Consider the following 16,297-nt stretch of genomic DNA (forward strand, 5'->3'; position numbering starts at 1 on the left):
TTCGGCGTGTCTGGCTCAGTTCATTGGTGGAGCATGGGCCAGCCAGTGGTTGTCTTCTTCCGTGGTGCGAGCCATGGACGTCTGCAGGTGGGAAAGTGCCTGCTCAAGGGCGGCGTCGCCATCGGCCAGTGTCATTACGGCGGCCCGCAGGCCGGGATGGCGCTCACGAAGATCATTGAGCAGCTGCTCAGCAGCTGCCGTGGCGGTGCAAGGCAACAGCAGAGCCAGGTGCTGTTCATCGTAGCGTGCAGCCACATCACTGCGACGGACACGCTGGGCCACCCGGTCAGCCAATAAGGGAAGTTCGTTGTGCCGCACCAGCGCCAGGGTCAGCGGCGAGGAAATGCGATCGTGCAGGGGCACCAGCCAACCGGCTGTGCTGACCAGCGCTTCGCGGCTGATGAAGTCGGTATCCGGGTCCCGCCAGGTGGCTTCCAGGGCGGCACGGGAGAGGTGCTGGTTGCGCCAGATCATCAACCCGAAATAGAGCATGCAGGCGCTGAGTGCGGCCACCAGAAACAGGCTGGCAGAGGCGGAGGACGCGCTGGTATAGCTGAGCCGGATGGGCAGCACAAAGGCCAGCACGATTTCCGCCCCGACGAGCATGATCAGAAAACGTTTGAGTCCGTGCAGCAGGCCGTTGCTGAGCACGGCGATGAACAGCAGCGCCATGGTGGGGGGCGGATCACCCGCATCGAGCAGCAGCACGATGCCCAGCGTGAGCAGATCCAGCGCGGAGGCAAAGGCGTCGGCATTCACCGGGCGCCAGATCAGCAACAGAAGCTGGATGCCGATATAGGCGCAAAACAGCAGCCACGGGGTCGCCTTGGGCAGGGTGAAGAAGAAGTGGTCCGCGTGGTGGAAATACATCACGGCGAGGCCGGCAAACAGGGCCCGCGCCAGATACTGCATCAGCACCACACCCTGATCCGAGGTGATACGGCTTGAGGTGTTAATCATTGAGTCGATCCCGGGTTTGTTCACAGCCTGTTAGGGGGCCTATGTTGCGGCACCGTGGCAGCGGAATAAAGATGCCCGGCAGTGTAATCTTGTTAAAACTGTACGTTGAGATAAGTTTGTCGGTCATGGCTTCGACCTCAAGAGCGAGTATTGTAGGCGCCGGCGAATGTTCCTGCACCGTAAGGAGGCACAGTGGATCACAATGTAAATGCACCATTGCGTGATGATGTCCGGCTATTGGGCGATTTGTTGGGCGAATGTCTGCGTCAGCAGGCGGGCGATGCCATGTACGAGACGGTGGAGAAGATTCGCCAGGCATCGGTGTCCACCCGTACCGAGGGGGGCGAGTCACTGGCGTCGCTACGCGACCTGCTGTCCCCCCTGGACGACGAGACCCTGTTGGAAGTGGCCCGTGCGTTCAGCCAGTTTCTCAACCTGAGCAATATTGCTGAACAGCATCACCGCGAGCGGTTGCACCGTCAGCATCAGCGGTATCCCGGGGATGCGGGAACCGACCAAGGGCTCAAGGAAGTGCTGCAGCGCCTGGACGATAATCAGATTGCGCAAGATCAGGTCTCGGGCACGCTGGAGCAGTTGTCTGTGGAGCTGGTGCTGACGGCGCACCCCACCGAGGTAACCCGCCGTACCCTGATTCGCAAATACGACCAGATGGCGGACCTGCTCAGTGAGCTAGACCGTTCAGACCTGAATGATGACGAGCGTGAGCTGCGCCGTGAGCGGCTGCGCCGGGTGATTCTGGCGGCATGGTGCACCGATGAAATTCGTCGTGAAAAACCGACCCCGGTGGATGAAGCCAAGTGGGGCTTTGCCACCATTGAGCAATCCCTGTGGCAGGCCGTACCGGATGTATTGCGCCGGCTGGAAGCGCAGTTGGCCGAGCAGGGCCTGCCTGCGCCCCCTGCGGACTGGGCGCCGGTGAAGCTGGCTTCATGGATGGGCGGTGACCGGGACGGCAATCCCAATGTCACCGCACCGGTGACCCGGGAAGTGTTGCTGCTGGCCCGCTGGATGGCGGCGGACCTGTACCTGCGCGATGTGGAGAACTTGCTGGCGGATCTGTCGATGAAATCCGCCAGTGACGAACTGTTGGCGGCCACGGGCCCCACCCACGAACCGTACCGGGTGTTGCTGCGCGACGTGCGCAGCCGCTTGCGCCTGACCCGCCGCCAAATGGAAGCGCAGGTCGAAGGCTTACCGGTGCCGGAGGGGGACGCCTACCTGCGCCGCGAAGAGCTGATGGCGCCACTGCAGTTGCTGGACCGTTCGTTGCGCGCTGTGGGCCTGGGGGATGTCGCCGATGGCGATTTGAAGAATACCCTGCGTCGCCTGAATTGCTTCGGTATTACCTTGCTGCGGTTGGATATTCGCCAGGAATCCACCCGCCACAGTGAGGTGCTGGATGCGATCACCCGCTATCTGCAGCTGGGCAGTTACCACGATTGGGATGAAGCGGCCCGCCAGGCGTTTCTGGTGGACGAGCTGCAGGCGCGCCGACCGCTGATTGATGGCATGTTCCGCGATAGCGAACAGTGCACCCCTGAGGTGGCCGAGGTGCTGGCGACCTGTGAGGTGATCGCCGAGCAGGGCAGTGAAGGCCTGGGTGCCTATGTGATTTCCATGGCGACCACGCCGTCGGACGTGATGGCGGTGATGTTGCTGCAGAAAATCGCCGGCGTCCGTGAACCCATGCGCGTGGTGCCGCTGTTTGAAACCCTGGATGACCTGGATGGTGCTGAGCAGACCATGTCGGCGCTGCTGGCGCTGCCGTTCTATCGGGAGCGGGTAGCGGGTGGTCAGGAAATCATGATCGGTTATTCCGATTCCGCCAAGGATGCCGGTTTTCTCGGGGCCGCCTGGGCTCAGTATCGCGCCCAGGAAAAGCTCACGGCATTGTTTGCCGAAAACGGTATTCCGCTCACGTTGTTCCATGGCCGTGGCGGCTCCATTTCCCGTGGCGGCTCGCCGACGCGCATGGCGTTGTTGTCACAGCCGCCGGGCTCAGTGGCCGGGCGTATCCGGGTGACGGAACAGGGCGAGGTGATCCGCTTCAAATATGGTCGCCCGTCAGTGGCGGTGTTCAACCTGGAGCAGTATGTGGCGGCCACACTGGAAGCCACCCTGTTGCCGCCCCAGGCGGCGCGGCCGGAGTGGCGCCAGCAGATGCAGGCGTTGACTGATACCTCTGTGGCTGGCTATCGGGGCGTGGTGCGCGATGAGCCCGAGCTGGTGCGTTACCTGCGTACCGTGACGCCGGAAACCGAATTGTCGCGGTTGGCGCTGGGCAGTCGCCCGGCCCGCCGTAAGTCGGATCAGGGCATCAGTTCCCTGCGGGCGATTCCCTGGGTGTTTGCCTGGACCCAGATTCGCCTGATGCTGCCTGCCTGGCTGGGTACCGGTGCGGCACTGGAAGACGCCCAGAACGATACGGCACAAAATGCCATGGTGCGGGAAATGGCCAGCGACTGGCCGTTTTTCCAGGGCGTGGTGGATATGTTGGAAATGGTACTGGCCAAGTCCGACCTGCGCGTGGCGGCTTGGTACGAAGAGCGCCTGGCGGGTGACGATGAAGGCTTGATGCGCCTGGGCGAAGTGCTGCGTGAGCGGCTCACCGCCACGGTCAGCGCGTTGTCGGCGCTTACCGGCCGTGAAGACCTGCTGGATAACAATCCGGTGATGCGCTGGTCCATCCGTGTGCGTGACCCGTACACCGATCCGTTGCATTTGCTGCAGGCAGAGCTAATGGCGCGGCTACGTCAGCAGGACGGCGACGAGACACTGGAAAGTGCCTTGATGGTGACGATCGCGGGGATTGCGGCAGGCCTGCGCAACACGGGGTAAAGGCAATGGATAATTGACCGCTGACAGCTGAGTGAAATCGGCTGTCTTGATTTAAACGAAAGAGGCCGCGCCCAATCCTTGGCTGCGGCCTCTTTGCTTCAGCAGGCATGGCAACGCAATCGCGACCTTTTTGGCTGGCGACTATTTACTGTCCACTATCTTCGAATGACTGCCATCGCAGATCATGCCTTTGCTGCTGTGTTTACAGCCGCAAAAAAACACAATCTTGTCCCGCGTGGCGGTGTAGGGCACCGGAGCCAAGCCGGTGCCCTTGTGGCTGCCGTCGCAATAGGGCTGTGTCTGGCTGAGGCCGCAGGCGCACCAGTAGACCGTATCGCCTTTTTTGACGGGTAGCGGGAACGGTACGCTGTGGGCGATGCGGGGGGCGTCCATGGTGCTCTCCAAGGGGCTTTCGTTAACGTCAGGCGCATTTTTCGTGTGTCGCGCAAATGTCATGCAAATGTCACTGCCTTGCCATGGCGGCTGACGACACTGGCCGAAACTGCCAGTGGAGTACACTATGCTTGCGCAAGCTGCAGGAAAGATCAAAGCGTTAAGCCCGCAATTGAAAGGGGCGTTCGCCAAGCCGTTCGTGGCCACCGCCGAGATTCTTCGCTTTCCCCGTGATATGGCCGCTGAGAGGGTAGTTGACGCCCCAGCACCGGGTCGCTTCACTGCGTATTTCACCCGCTCGCGCCGCGAGATTCTGAAAATCCAGCGCCTGCGCTATCGCATCTTTTCCCAGGAATACGGCGCCAGTTTCAGTGCTCCGTTCGGGCTCGACCGGGACCGCTTTGATCGTCACTGCCTGCACCTGGTGGTGCGTGATAACCGTAACGGGGAAATCGTGGGCTACACCCGTGTGCTGCCGGGTGACCGATTGCACCGGACCGGGGGGTTCTATTCCAGCGGTGAATTTGATCTGACCATGCTGGGTCGACTGGATGGCAAGCTTGCGGAAATCGGCCGTACCTGTATCCACCCGGAACACCGCAACGGGGCCGTTATCAGTGTGCTGTGGGCGCGGCTGGCGCAGTACATGCTGGAAAACGATGTGCGCTACCTGCTGGGCTGCGCCAGTATTGCTCTGAGTGAAGGCTATAACGTGGCAGCGGTGAATCAGCGTATCCAGGCGCGTCACCTGAGCCAGGAACGGCATCGCGTGCAACCGCATTTGCGGTTACAGGCGCTGCCAGGGGATGCCCGGGCCGATAGTGTGAAAATGCCGCCGTTGCTCAAGGCCTACCTGCGCATGGGGGCCCAGGTGTGCGGTGAACCGTGCTGGGACCCGGATTTTAACTGCCTGGATTTCTTTGTGCTGATGGCCGTGGAGGACTTGCCTGCCCGTTATGTGCAGCACTTCATGCAGCCGGCCCAGGCGGTTTAACGACCATCGTTTTCCCGTAGGAGCTGCGCTTGAGCCGCGAATTGCTTGCGACAAGCCGGCCTTCTTCGCGGCTCAAACGCCGCTCCTACGGCGTTTTTTGGATTCGGCCCGGGCTTTGAACCGTGAGTGAGATGAACGACTCCGTCGATATTGCTTCTTACAATGAAAGCGGCCTCTGGCCGCAACTGCGTCGAGTGGGGCGGGTGATCCGCGTCGTGCTCTATCTGTTATGGGGCTTTGTGCTGGCGTTCTTGCTGGGGGCGTTCTGGTCTCCGTATCGGCCTGTGGTGCTGGCGGCGAAACAGCGTTGGTGCCGGCGTTTTCTGCGTATTCTTGGCGTGGAGTTGACCGTCACCGGTCTCAAGGTTGAGACGCCGGTTTTCCTGGTTAGCAACCATGTTTCTTGGCTGGATATTCCGTTGATCGCCAGTCAGCGGCACTTGTACTTTCTCTCCAAGGCGGAGGTGGGTGACTGGCCGCTGATCGGTACACTGGCCCGGGCCATGGGCACTCTGTTCATCAAGCGAGGGAGTGGTGAGTCTGTCCGCAAGTCTCAGGAAATTGCCGGTCGTTTGCAGCAGGGGCACACGGTGTTGGTATTCCCGGAAGGGACGACTACCGATGGCACCGGCCTACGCCGCTTTTTCCCGCAATTGTTCGATGCCCCTTTGCTGGCGGGCGTGCCAGTCCAGCCCTTGGCCATTCGCTACCTGGACAGCCAGGGCGCGCCGGATCAGGGCATGGCGTTTGTGGGGGATGACGAATTTCATCATCACCTGTGGGCCATGCTGCTGCGCCGTGAAATTCGTGTTCGTTTGCACTTTTGTGCGCCGTTGAGCGGAGCAGGGATGGATCGTAAGGGCCTATGTGCGCAGGCGCATGGGCGGGTTGAGGAGCAGTTGTAAGCTACAAGCTAGGATGGGGAAGCGGGAAAAGCTCCCACAGTTTTCCTTTTCAACTTTTCACTTTTAACTTTCAACTGATTTTTCGCGGGCAGCGTGGTCAACGTGTGGCAGCGCCCCCAACCCGCGTTGCAGCTTGCAGCGGTTCTTTGTTGTAGCATTGGCGCATCAATTGCCCAGGACCACTTCCCATGACCCGCGCCAGTGATCTGAAAAAATCCGACGTTATCGATGCCAACGGCACCCTGTATGCCATCCGCCAGATTGAGGTGCAGTCGCCTTCTGCCCGGGGGGCGGCCACCTTGTATCGGGTGAAGGCCAGTGCGGTTGGCGGCGGTCCCAAGTTTGAAGAGCGCTTCAAGGGCGATGATGATGTGGCCACCGTGGAGTTGCAGCGCCGCCCGGTGCAGTTTTCCTATGTGGATGGTGATGACTACATCTTCATGGATAACGCCGATTTCTCCCAATACCTGCTCAAGCAGGAAGATATCAGTGATGAACTGGCGTTTATCACGGAAGAGACGGAAGGGGTGCTGGCCTTGAAAGTGGAAGAGGCTGTCATCGGTTTGGAGTTGCCGGCGTCGGTGGTACTGGAAGTCACGGAAACCACCCCGGCCATGAAGGCCGCGTCCGCCTCGGCCCGCACCAAGCCGGCCACCCTGAATACGGGCCTGGTGGTGCAGGTGCCAGAATATATCGTGGAAGGCGAAAAAGTGCGGGTGAATACCGCCGAACGCAAATTCATGTCCCGGGCCTGATTGCTAGCGAATGCGGTTATTTTCCCTGTTTAAACAACCCGCCGTTGTACTGTTGCTGCTGTGTGGTGTGTTGTCAGGGTGTCAGGTGGGGTATTACGGCCAGGCGGTGAAAGGCCACTGGTCGTTGATGGGTAAGCGCGAGCCGGTGAGCACGGTGCTGGCGGATGCCAGTACCTCACCGGTATTGGCCGGCAAGCTGCGTTTCAGCCAGCAGGTGATCACCTTTGCCGGTAAGGCCCTGTCGTTGCCGGCCGATGATGTGTATCACCAGTATGTGGCCCTGGACGATGAGGCGGTAGTGTGGAATGTGTTGGCGGCACCGGCCTATTCCCTGACCCCGAAAACCTGGTGTTACCTGATGATTGGCTGCGTCAGTTACCGGGGGTATTTTGACAAGGGGCGTGCTATCCGCGAGGCGGAGGCCCTGGCTGAAGACGGGATGGACACCTTCGTAGGTGGCGCCATTGCCTACTCTACCCTGGGTTGGTTTGCCGACCCGCTGACCACGCCGATGCTCGACCGATCCCGCCCGGCGCTGGCGCAATTGCTGATCCACGAGCTGGTGCATCGCAAGGTGTATATCAAGGACGACACCCGCTTCAATGAATCCCTGGCGACCCTGGTCGGCCGGGAAGGGGCGGTGGATTACTTCGCTCATAGCGGTGAGCCGTTAGCGGCGGGTTACTGGCAGCAACGTGAACAGGTGCAGGATGCCTTTATGGCCATTGTGCAGGCGACGCGTGCGGCCCTGAAGACACTGTATGCGTCGCAGCAGGATGCAGACGCGCTGGCGCGGGAGAAAACCCGTATCCTGCAGCAGGCCCGTGACCGTTTTGCCCGCGATAGCCAGGCGCAGCCGGCCCTGAAAGCCTATGCCAGCTTTTTTGATGAGCGATTGAATAATGCCCGCCTTAACGGCGTCAGCGACTATAACGATTATGTGCCGGCCTTTGCCCGCCTGCTGGATCAGTGCCAGCGGGATTGGGGCTGCTTCTGGCAGCAGGTGGATACTCTGGTGGCCATGAAGGACCAGAAACGCAAAAAGGCCTTGGAGAGACTCGCATGGAACTGATTCGCACCCCCCAGGCAGAGCTGGCGGACCTGATTGAGCGCACGCTGAAGCGCAATGGTTTTCAGGTGGACCGTCATGAGGACGAGGGGCAATTCGTGCTGGGGGTTCCCGATGCGGAGCAATACCCTCATGCGCGCCAGCTGACCGCGGAGCTGATTGCCGACTTGAAACGGGGCCAGGGCCAACAGCCTGTGGAGCCCCTGACCGGCCAGCCGCAGCCATTGTTGTCTGGTGGCTGGTTAGCCAGCATGGGTTGGGTGACCAGAATTGGGTTGGTGCTGTGTGTGGCCATCTTCCTGACCCCTTGTCTACTTGGTGACGGGATCTATCGTGCCTTGTTGTTCCCCGCGTCCCTGGAGGGATTGACTCGCCAGCCCTGGCGCTTGATCACCCCCATGCTGCTGCACTTTTCCCTGCTCCATATCATTTTCAATTTATTGTGGTGGTCAGACTTGGGACGCTTGATTGAACGCCATCAATCAAGCGCCCAGCTGCTGCTGGTGACGCTGGTGACGGCCGCGGTGTCCAATGTGGCGCAATTCTTGTACAGCGGCCCAATGTTCGGCGGCTTGTCCGGCGTGGTGTATGGTTTGTTGGGCTACCTGTGGATCTTCGGGCGACTCAACCCCGGGGCCGGGTTCGCTCTGCGCCGGCAGATTGTGGTCTTCATGCTGGCATGGATGGCGATTTGTTTCGTAGGGCTATCGGATGTGGTGGCGAATGCGGCGCATCTGGCCGGGTTGGTAAGCGGTTGTTTGCTGGGTGGCATTTTCGGCATGTTGCGGCGCAGCCAGAAGAGCGGGGCGGTTTGAGTTACCCCCGGGGGGCTGCTATAAAGACAGCCAAAACGATGAAGTCACAATAATGAAAGGATGCCAGCGACCTATGCAGTGGCGCTCTGTACCTTACTGGGTACCTTCTCTCTTTCTCGCAGCGGTAGTTACCCTGCAAGGCTGCTCTCTGGCCCATGTTGACGACAACCTGCCCTATGGTGTCCTCAACAACAATGACCTGCAGCTGGTCGAAGACGGCCTGCCTACCTATTTGCTGATGGTCGATGGTCTGATCGAAAACTGGCCAGAAAGCGAATCACTGCTGACTAGCGGTGCAGACCTCTACGGCGCCTACGCTGGCTTGTTTGTGGAAGATCCGGAGCGGGCCCGCAAACTCAGCAACAAGGCGCTGGAATACGGTTTTCGCGCTGCCTGTTCCCACGACAAGGATTACTGTGATTTACGCAGCCTGTCGGTGCCCGAATTTGAATCTCTGCTGGACGATGCCGGTAAAGGCGATGTGCCGGTGCTGTTTTCCCTGGGCAGCGCCTGGGCCGGTTATATCCAGCAGAACACCAGTGACTGGAATGCGGTAGCGGAATTAGGCCGGGTGGATGCCATCATGGAGCGCATCGTAGCGCTGGATGAAGGTTACCAGTACGGCCAGGCGCACATGTATTTGGGGGTGCTGAACAGCATCTTGCCGGCGTCGCTGGGCGGCAAGCCGGAACAGGCCAAGGCGCATTTTGAAGAGGCGGTATTGCTGTCCGATGGCAAGAACCTGCTGGCCCAGGTGCTGTATGCGGAAGAGTACGCGCGCCTGGTGTTCGATCGGGAGCTGCACGACAGCTTGCTCAATGAGGTGCTGGCGGCGGACCCGGATGTCCACGGCCTGACCCTGCAAAATACCTATGCGCAGCAGCAGGCTGAAGCCTTGCTCGCCGACGCGGATGATTATTTCTAGGAGTGTTTATGCTGCGCCTTGTTACTGTTCTGATCGCGCTGTTGCCGCTGGTTGCCACCGCTGCGACCACCCTGAAAATTTCTACCCTGTACCCGGATGGCACCTCCATCGTCACCGGGCTGAAGAAGGCCGGCAAGGATATTGCGGCGCAAACCGAGGGCCGGGTAAAACTGAAAATCTACCCTGGTGGGGTGATGGGTGATGACCGGGCGGTGGAGCGCAAAATCCGCATCGGCCAGCTCCATGGCCTGGTAGCCCAGGGCGGTGCTTTTGCCTCTGCCTATAAGGACAGCCAGATTCTTAACGTGCCGTTGGCCTTCAATAACTACGATGAAGTGGACGCGGTACGCAGTGAACTGGATCCGGAGATCCAGAAGGGCCTGGAAGAGGGTGGTTGGGTCAGCTTTGGTTTGCTGGACGGTGGTTTTGCCTATGTGATGTCTGAGCAGCCGGTTAAAAGTGTTTCGGATCTGCGCGACCAGAAGCTGTGGTTGCCGGCCAATGATGAAGCCTCTGCTAAGGCGGCCAAGGCGTTCGAACTATCGCCGATTATGCTCAACATCGGTTCTGTGTTGACCTCCCTGCAGACTGGGGCGGTGAATGCGTTTGCGGCGCCACCGGTGGCAGCCCTCACTCTGCAGTGGTATTCCCGGGTCAATCACCTCACTGATATGCCGCTGCTGTATACCTTTGGCATGTTGGGTATCCACGAAAAATACTTCAAGCGTATGAGTGCGGAAGATCAGCAAGTGGTTCGCAGCGTCCTTGAAGCTACTTTTGACACTCTGGATGAGAAAAGCCGCGAAGAAAACTTGAGTGCTTTTGCTGCGGTTCAGCAACAAGGCCTGGAGGTGATCAAGCCGACCGAAGAACAGCGCAAGGAATGGCACAGCTACGCCGAGCGCGCTACTGCAGAACTGGTGGAAGAAGGTGAAATCAGCCAGGCCATGCTCGACCGCCTTAACGGCATTCTTGCCAAGCAACGCGACGGGCAATGATGGCAGCGCTATTACGCGGGGTGCATCGCACCCTTCATCATATCGAGGACGGCCTTATCGTGGCCGTCCTTTTGTTTATGATCCTGTTGGCGGTGGCGCAGATTGTGCTGCGTAACTTTTTTGGCACCAGCCTGGTATGGATCGAACCGTTGCTGCAGAACGCGGTGCTGTGGATTGGCCTGTTGGGGGCGATGATTGCCTCTCGTAATGACGAGCACATCCGCATTGATGTGGCGTCGTCACTGTTACCGGAAAAATACCATCCCTTCCTGACCACCTTCGTGGATCTGTTCACTGCCTTTATCTGTTTGCTGGTGGCCTGGTATAGCGTGCACTTCGTAATCGAAGAATATGAGTACGCTTCGCCGGCATTTGCCAGTGTACCGAGCTGGTTGTTGCAAGCCATTATCCCGGTGGGCTTCTCGGTCATGGCACTGCGCTACGTGGTGCTGTTTGCCTTGGGATTGATTGGCAAGCGGCCGAAGATGCAGGAGCCGACGCCATGATCATTGCGGCGATTATCCTGCTGGTGGTGCTGGCGCTGATGGGCGCTCCTCTGTTTGCCATTATCCTCGGTGCAGCCGCACTGGGTTTCTATACCCTGGAAATCGAGTTGGCGGTCTTGCACATCGACATGTATCAGCTCAGTAATTCCGTCGTGCTGATGGCGTTACCGCTGTTTACCTTCGCCGGGTTTTTGCTTAGTGAATCGAAAACCGCCGATCGCATGTTGCGCCTTAGCCAGGCCGCGTTTGGCTGGATGCCCGGTGGCATGGCCTTTGTTGCGCTGATTGCCTGTGCGTTCTTCACCGCCCTGACCGGTGGCTCCGGTGTCACCATTGTGGCTCTGGGGGCGCTGTTGCTGCCGGCGTTGGTGAAAGGCAATTATCCAGAAAAATTCAGTCTCGGTCTGGTGACGTCCTCGGGTAGCCTGGGGTTGTTGCTGGTGCCGTCGGTGCCCCTGTTGATCTACGGCATTATTGCCCAGCAAATGTCCCAGCAGCTGGAGATGCCCACGGTCGAGATTGTCGATCTGTATCTGGCTGGTTTGTTGCCTGCGCTGCTGATGATCGTGCTGCTTTATGGTTACTGTGTGTGGGCCACGCGGGGCACCGATGTGCCTCGGCAGGCGTTTGATTTTCGTGAGTTAGTGGATGCGCTCTGGGAAGCGCGCTGGGAGCTGCCGCTGCCCCTGGTGGTGCTCGGCGGGATCTTCTCCGGTTTCCTGGTGATCAGTGAAGCGGCGGCGGTGACGGCGCTGTATGTGTTGGTGGCCGAAGTGTTCCTGTACCGGGAAATCTCGCTGCGCAAGCTGCCTACGATCATGCGCGATTCCATGATCATGGTGGGCGGTATCCTGCTGATTCTGGCGGTGGCGCAGGCTTTCTCGGATTACCTGGTGTATGCCGGTGTGCCGGAGAAATTGTTTGAGCTGATTCAGACCCACGTGGAGAGCAAGATTACCTTCCTGATCCTGCTCAATATCCTGCTGCTGTTGCTGGGGGCGCTGCTGGATATCTTTGCCGCGCTGGTGATTATGGTGCCGCTGATCCTGCCGGTAGCGTTGCGTTATGGGATTGACCCGGTACATCTGGGCATTATCTTCGTGGCGAACATGCAGATTGGCTACATCACCCCGCCGGTGGGTATGAACCTGTTTATCGCCAGTTACCGCTTCAAGAAGAAAGTCACCGAACTATTCGCAGCAACGATTCCCTTCATGCTGATATTGATCATCGCGCTGTTGATGATTACCTATATCCCTCAATTAAGCCTCTGGTTAGTGCGCTAAGGTCACTGGGATAGTGAATTAAGCAAAAGGCCGCGCCCCTTGTTTGGGCGCGGCCTTTTGCTTTATGGGGTGCGTGTAAGGCAGGGGCTATTTTCGTAGTGTCTTGACCTGAATACTTTTGCCTTGCCCTTTCTGGATCTGAAACCATTTGGGGTAGGCACGAATCATGTCGCTGAGTTTCTTGTGGCCGAACAGGCGGGTGTCAAAATCCGGTTTGCGCTTGCTCAGGTGCTGGCCAAGAGTGCCCAAGTTGGCCCAGTCTTCCTCATCAGAAATATCATCGATGACGTTGGCGATCAGCTGTAGTGGCGGCGCCTCTTTGCTGACGGCTTCATCGGAAGGCTTGGGTTTGTCGGGCTTGTCAGAGGTATGTTCCGGCGCATGGTCCGAGCGCAGCACTTCGGTGTAAATAAACTTGTCGCAGGCGGCCACAAAGGGGCCGGGAGTTTTGCGTTCGCCGAAGCCATAAACGGTCAGCCCTTCTTCTCTTAACCGTGCGGCCAGGCGGGTGAAATCACTGTCACTGGACACCAGACAAAAACCGGCGAGTTGCTTGGTGTACAGCAAGTCCATGGCATCGATGATCATGCTGCAGTCCGTGGCATTCTTTCCTTGTGTGTAAGCGAACTGCTGGATCGGTTGCACGGAATGCTTCAGCAACACACTTTTCCAGCCACCCAGATTGGGTTTGGTCCAGTCCCCATAGATGCGCTTGACGCTGGCTGTGCCGAATTTGGCAATTTCCTCAAACAGACCATCGACAATTTTCGGGGGCGTATTGTCGGCATCAATGAGTACCGCGAGGGAGGTGCTGTTAACAGGTGGGGAGCCATCGTCAGACATGGTGCATTCCTTTTGCATACGATAGCGTCAACATAACGGATTCGGCGGGGAGTGGACAGACGCGGATGGGGGCTGTAGGAGCGGCGCTTGAGCCGCGAACCGAGCGTAGCGAGGCTGCAGAGATGTCTGCGTCTCGTGACCTTTCTGGATAGACGGGACTTGAACTGAAGCGCCTGATCGCCCGCTGGGCGATTCCTCCCCTTGAAGGGGAGGTTCGCGGCTCAAGCGCCGCTCCTACAGCGACTTCGCCGATCAGATTTTCATTTCTTTTACCGATTTCTTGTACACGAAGCTGGCCATGGTGCGCAGAGGCATCATGCGGATCCAGATGCTTTGCAGGGTCAGAGCCAGGCTTGGGAGGGCGTAGCGTTTTCCGTTGTTGAGGGCCTTGTAACCGGCTTTGGCCACGTCTTCCGGGGTGGCAATTTGTGCGGAGACAAACTCTCTGATGCCGCCGGAGGATTTATGCTTGCCTTCGGCGGTATCCAGGAAGGCGGTTTTAGTGGTGCTGGGGCAGAAGCAGGTCACCTGCACTCCGTAGGGTTTCAGTTCTTCCTGCAGGGAGGCGCTCAGGTTAATGACAAAGGCCTTGCTGGCGCTATAGGCAGCAAAGAACGGCATGGGGCAGAATCCGGCAAGGGAGCCGATATTCATTATCTTGCCTGCGCCGCGGGCCTTCATTTTTGCACCCACCAGCATGCACAGTTTGCTGAGCAGGATGTTATTGAGGGTAAGCATGCGCTCAAGAGTTTGGCTGTCTTGTTCAACGTGCTCGCCCATCATGCCGAACCCCACGTTGTTGATTAGCACGTCGAGTTCGAGCCCTTCCTGTTCCAGCCACTGGACTATTTCCTCGGCCGCGCCGGGTTGCGACAGATCCATTTGGACCGGGCGGTAATCCACATTCGCCCGTTGGTTTTTCAGTTGCTTGCCGAGGGCGTCGAGTTCGTCCTGTAGAAGGCTGAACACCACAATGCGGTAGGCGTCCGCATTGAAGAGTTTGCAGAATTCCCGGCCAATACCGCCGGCGCCGCCGGTGATGAGTACGGTTTTTGTCATTGTTGTTCTCCTGTCAGGCGTTACCGGGTGGGTTGTCTGGGCCTAGCTGAAAAGGCGAAATAATCATGCTGCCGGAATGTTCCAGGTGGTACTGCTCGCGGGCTTTCCAGACCTTGCCGTAGCGATAAAAGGGCACGGTGGGGTAGAGGTGATGCACCAGGTGGTAGTTCTGGTACATCAAAATAGGTGTCAGCAACCATTCTTTGCCCATGCGCATCAGCGCGGTGGTGTTGGGGTTCTCGTCCTGACGGCCCGTGTGCGGGTAGTGGGGCAGCACCATGAACACCAAGCACATGAGGTAAAAAGCAATATAGGAAGGGATCAGCCACAGCATCAGCGCTTCATAGGGCTGCCAGATGAACAGGGCAGTGACTGCCACGCCGGCTAGTGCCAATTCGCGCCATATTTCAGCGGGTTTCACGTTGGGCAATACATCGGGGTTACGCAGGTAATTTATCAGGTAAATGAAAGGCCAGAAGCCCCACAGCGGCATGGTCCACAGGCTGCTAGCCATCCAGTGATCCGGGTCTTTTTCCGAGTCATTGGCAAAACGGTGATGGCGCATGTGCAGCAGGCGGAACAATTTGCCTTTGCCAAACGGTACCACCGTAAAGGTAGCCATTGAGAGGATCAGGTCGTTGTGCTCGGACTTCTGTGCTGCCGCACGGTGGATAGACTCGTGAGCAGGTGTGAACAGCATATAGCCGGTGATACTGATAACGACCAAGCCAACCCAGGCGGGCCAGATGTTGTTTAGTACCATGACCCAGCTGAGGATGGTGGCCCCGTGGGCAAAGACCATCAGAGCAACGGTGGGCCAAGCGATCTTTGGTGATACCTTGAGCCTAGCGAGGGTTTTGAGGGCTTCGCTGTCGGAGTTTGTTGTGGTTGTCATGTGCAGTCTCCCGCTTAGTCTGAAAACACAGTGTTTACTGACGGGGAGGCAAAAGTAAGCACGGAAGCTGCCATGGGGGGGATAAAAAGTGACAAACGGGCTAACAAGAGACTATTTGTGAAAAAACCGGGGCGGCAGGGCCGCCCGGAAAGGGGATTGTTCAGGCGGACTTGCGAGCGGCGTCCGGACCCAGTCCAAATGGGCCGATGATCATGCTCCCTGAATGCGCCAGATGGTGCTGTTGGCGAGCTTTCCACACCTTGCCGTAACGGTAGAACGGCACCGTGGGATAAAGGTGATGAACCAGATGGTAGTTCTGGTACATCAGCAGTGGCGTCAGCAACCATTCCTGGCCCATGCGCATCAGGGCGGTGGTGTTAGGGTCCTCATCCTGGCGGCCGGTATGTGGATAGTGGGGCAGCACCATGAAGACCAGGCACATGAGGAAGAAGGCGAAGTAGGTGGGAATCAGCCATAGCATCAGCATGTAGAACGGCGACCACAACCACAGGGCGCCAATAATCAATGCCGCCACCACAATCTCACGGACGATTTCCGACACTTTCACATTGGGAAATAACGCCGGATTGCGCAGGAAGGTGTACAGATAAAAGTAAGGCCAGAGACCCCATAGAGGGATGGTCCAAAGGCTGCTGGACATCCAGTGATCCGGGTCGTTTTCTTCGTTGGCAAAGCGATGGTGGCGCATGTGCAGCAAACGGAACAGTTTGCCCTTGCCGAAGGGCACGGCCACAAAGGTGGCGGCCGCCAACAGGAAATCGTTGGTTTTCGGCTTCTGCGCAGCAGCCCGGTGAATGGCTTCATGGGCCGGGGTGAACAGGGCGTAGCCGGCCACACTGTTGGCGACGATTCCCAGCCACAGAGGCCAGAAGTGGTTCATGGTTAGAAACCAGCTCAAGGCTATGGTTGCTACGGCGCCTACCAAGATAAGCACGGTTGGCCATGCTAGCGGTGGAGATACTTTCAGCTGCGCAAGAGTCGGGCTGCTTGCGCTTTCGGGCTTGTTCATTGTGA

The 16,297-nt window shown here is 58.4% G+C and carries 16 protein-coding genes; 10 read left to right on the forward strand and 6 right to left on the reverse strand.

What is annotated here, in order from left to right; all coding sequences use genetic code 11:
- Nucleotides 1-15: 15 nt before the first annotated feature.
- Nucleotides 16-960, reverse strand: a complete 945-nt coding sequence (locus ABNH18_RS01005) for a GGDEF domain-containing protein (RefSeq protein WP_349381023.1) — start codon at nucleotides 958-960, stop codon at nucleotides 16-18.
- A gap of 192 nt (nucleotides 961-1,152) precedes the next feature.
- Between ABNH18_RS01005 and ppc the strand changes: the two genes are divergently transcribed.
- A complete protein-coding gene (gene ppc, locus ABNH18_RS01010; RefSeq protein ID WP_349381024.1) occupies nucleotides 1,153-3,819 on the forward strand; it encodes a phosphoenolpyruvate carboxylase in 2,667 nt (888 codons plus the stop codon).
- Between the two features lie 141 nt (nucleotides 3,820-3,960).
- Here the strand turns inward: ppc and ABNH18_RS01015 are convergent, their stop codons facing one another.
- Nucleotides 3,961-4,212 (reverse strand): CDGSH iron-sulfur domain-containing protein, encoded by a 252-nt coding sequence (locus tag ABNH18_RS01015; RefSeq protein ID WP_349381025.1) that lies wholly within the window; start codon nucleotides 4,210-4,212, stop codon nucleotides 3,961-3,963.
- Nucleotides 4,213-4,339: 127 nt separating this feature from the next.
- Here ABNH18_RS01015 and ABNH18_RS01020 point away from each other — a divergent pair, with 127 nt between their 5' ends.
- From ABNH18_RS01020 to ABNH18_RS01060, 9 genes are all read left to right on the forward strand, one after another.
- Entirely contained in the window at nucleotides 4,340-5,206 is an 867-nt protein-coding gene (locus ABNH18_RS01020; RefSeq protein WP_349381026.1) for a GNAT family N-acetyltransferase, read from the forward strand.
- A 131-nt stretch (nucleotides 5,207-5,337) separates the two neighbouring features.
- Entirely contained in the window at nucleotides 5,338-6,111 is a 774-nt protein-coding gene (locus ABNH18_RS01025; protein ID WP_349381027.1) for a lysophospholipid acyltransferase family protein, read from the forward strand.
- Nucleotides 6,112-6,299: 188 nt separating this feature from the next.
- A complete protein-coding gene (efpL, locus tag ABNH18_RS01030) occupies nucleotides 6,300-6,866 on the forward strand; it encodes an elongation factor P-like protein EfpL (protein ID WP_349381028.1) in 567 nt (188 codons plus the stop codon).
- Nucleotides 6,867-6,876: 10 nt separating this feature from the next.
- Nucleotides 6,877-7,938 (forward strand): aminopeptidase, encoded by a 1,062-nt coding sequence (locus tag ABNH18_RS01035; protein WP_349381029.1) that lies wholly within the window; start codon nucleotides 6,877-6,879, stop codon nucleotides 7,936-7,938.
- On the forward strand, nucleotides 7,929-8,750 hold the full coding sequence (locus ABNH18_RS01040) for a rhomboid family intramembrane serine protease (protein ID WP_349381030.1): 822 nt from the start codon (nucleotides 7,929-7,931) through the stop codon (nucleotides 8,748-8,750). Before ABNH18_RS01035 ends, ABNH18_RS01040 begins: the two co-directional genes overlap by 10 nt.
- A gap of 73 nt (nucleotides 8,751-8,823) precedes the next feature.
- A complete protein-coding gene (locus tag ABNH18_RS01045) occupies nucleotides 8,824-9,675 on the forward strand; it encodes a TRAP transporter TatT component family protein (protein WP_349381031.1) in 852 nt (283 codons plus the stop codon).
- An 8-nt stretch (nucleotides 9,676-9,683) separates the two neighbouring features.
- Nucleotides 9,684-10,673: a TRAP transporter substrate-binding protein gene (locus ABNH18_RS01050; RefSeq protein WP_349381032.1), complete on the forward strand. Its 990-nt coding sequence runs from the start codon at nucleotides 9,684-9,686 to the stop codon at nucleotides 10,671-10,673.
- Nucleotides 10,670-11,179, forward strand: a complete 510-nt coding sequence (locus ABNH18_RS01055; protein WP_007149913.1) for a TRAP transporter small permease — start codon at nucleotides 10,670-10,672, stop codon at nucleotides 11,177-11,179. The genes ABNH18_RS01050 and ABNH18_RS01055 overlap by 4 nt, the downstream gene beginning before the upstream one ends.
- Nucleotides 11,176-12,465 (forward strand): TRAP transporter large permease, encoded by a 1,290-nt coding sequence (locus tag ABNH18_RS01060; RefSeq protein WP_349381033.1) that lies wholly within the window; start codon nucleotides 11,176-11,178, stop codon nucleotides 12,463-12,465. Before ABNH18_RS01055 ends, ABNH18_RS01060 begins: the two co-directional genes overlap by 4 nt.
- 87 nt (nucleotides 12,466-12,552) lie before the next feature.
- Here the strand turns inward: ABNH18_RS01060 and ABNH18_RS01065 are convergent, their stop codons facing one another.
- The 4 genes from ABNH18_RS01065 to ABNH18_RS01080 all read right to left on the reverse strand — a co-directional run bounded on the left by ABNH18_RS01065 (nucleotide 12,553) and on the right by ABNH18_RS01080 (nucleotide 16,163).
- Complete coding sequence (locus tag ABNH18_RS01065) at nucleotides 12,553-13,308, reverse strand: NYN domain-containing protein (RefSeq protein ID WP_349381034.1); 756 nt, start codon at nucleotides 13,306-13,308, stop codon at nucleotides 12,553-12,555.
- A 252-nt stretch (nucleotides 13,309-13,560) separates the two neighbouring features.
- Complete coding sequence (locus ABNH18_RS01070) at nucleotides 13,561-14,367, reverse strand: SDR family NAD(P)-dependent oxidoreductase (RefSeq protein ID WP_349381035.1); 807 nt, start codon at nucleotides 14,365-14,367, stop codon at nucleotides 13,561-13,563.
- A gap of 13 nt (nucleotides 14,368-14,380) precedes the next feature.
- Nucleotides 14,381-15,262 (reverse strand): fatty acid desaturase, encoded by an 882-nt coding sequence (locus ABNH18_RS01075; RefSeq protein WP_349381036.1) that lies wholly within the window; start codon nucleotides 15,260-15,262, stop codon nucleotides 14,381-14,383.
- A gap of 160 nt (nucleotides 15,263-15,422) precedes the next feature.
- Nucleotides 15,423-16,163, reverse strand: a complete 741-nt coding sequence (locus ABNH18_RS01080; RefSeq protein ID WP_349381037.1) for a fatty acid desaturase — start codon at nucleotides 16,161-16,163, stop codon at nucleotides 15,423-15,425.
- Between the last annotated feature and the right edge of the window lie 134 nt (nucleotides 16,164-16,297).

The organism is Alcanivorax sp. (assembly GCF_040118815.1).
Taxonomy (GTDB): domain Bacteria; phylum Pseudomonadota; class Gammaproteobacteria; order Pseudomonadales; family Alcanivoracaceae; genus Alcanivorax.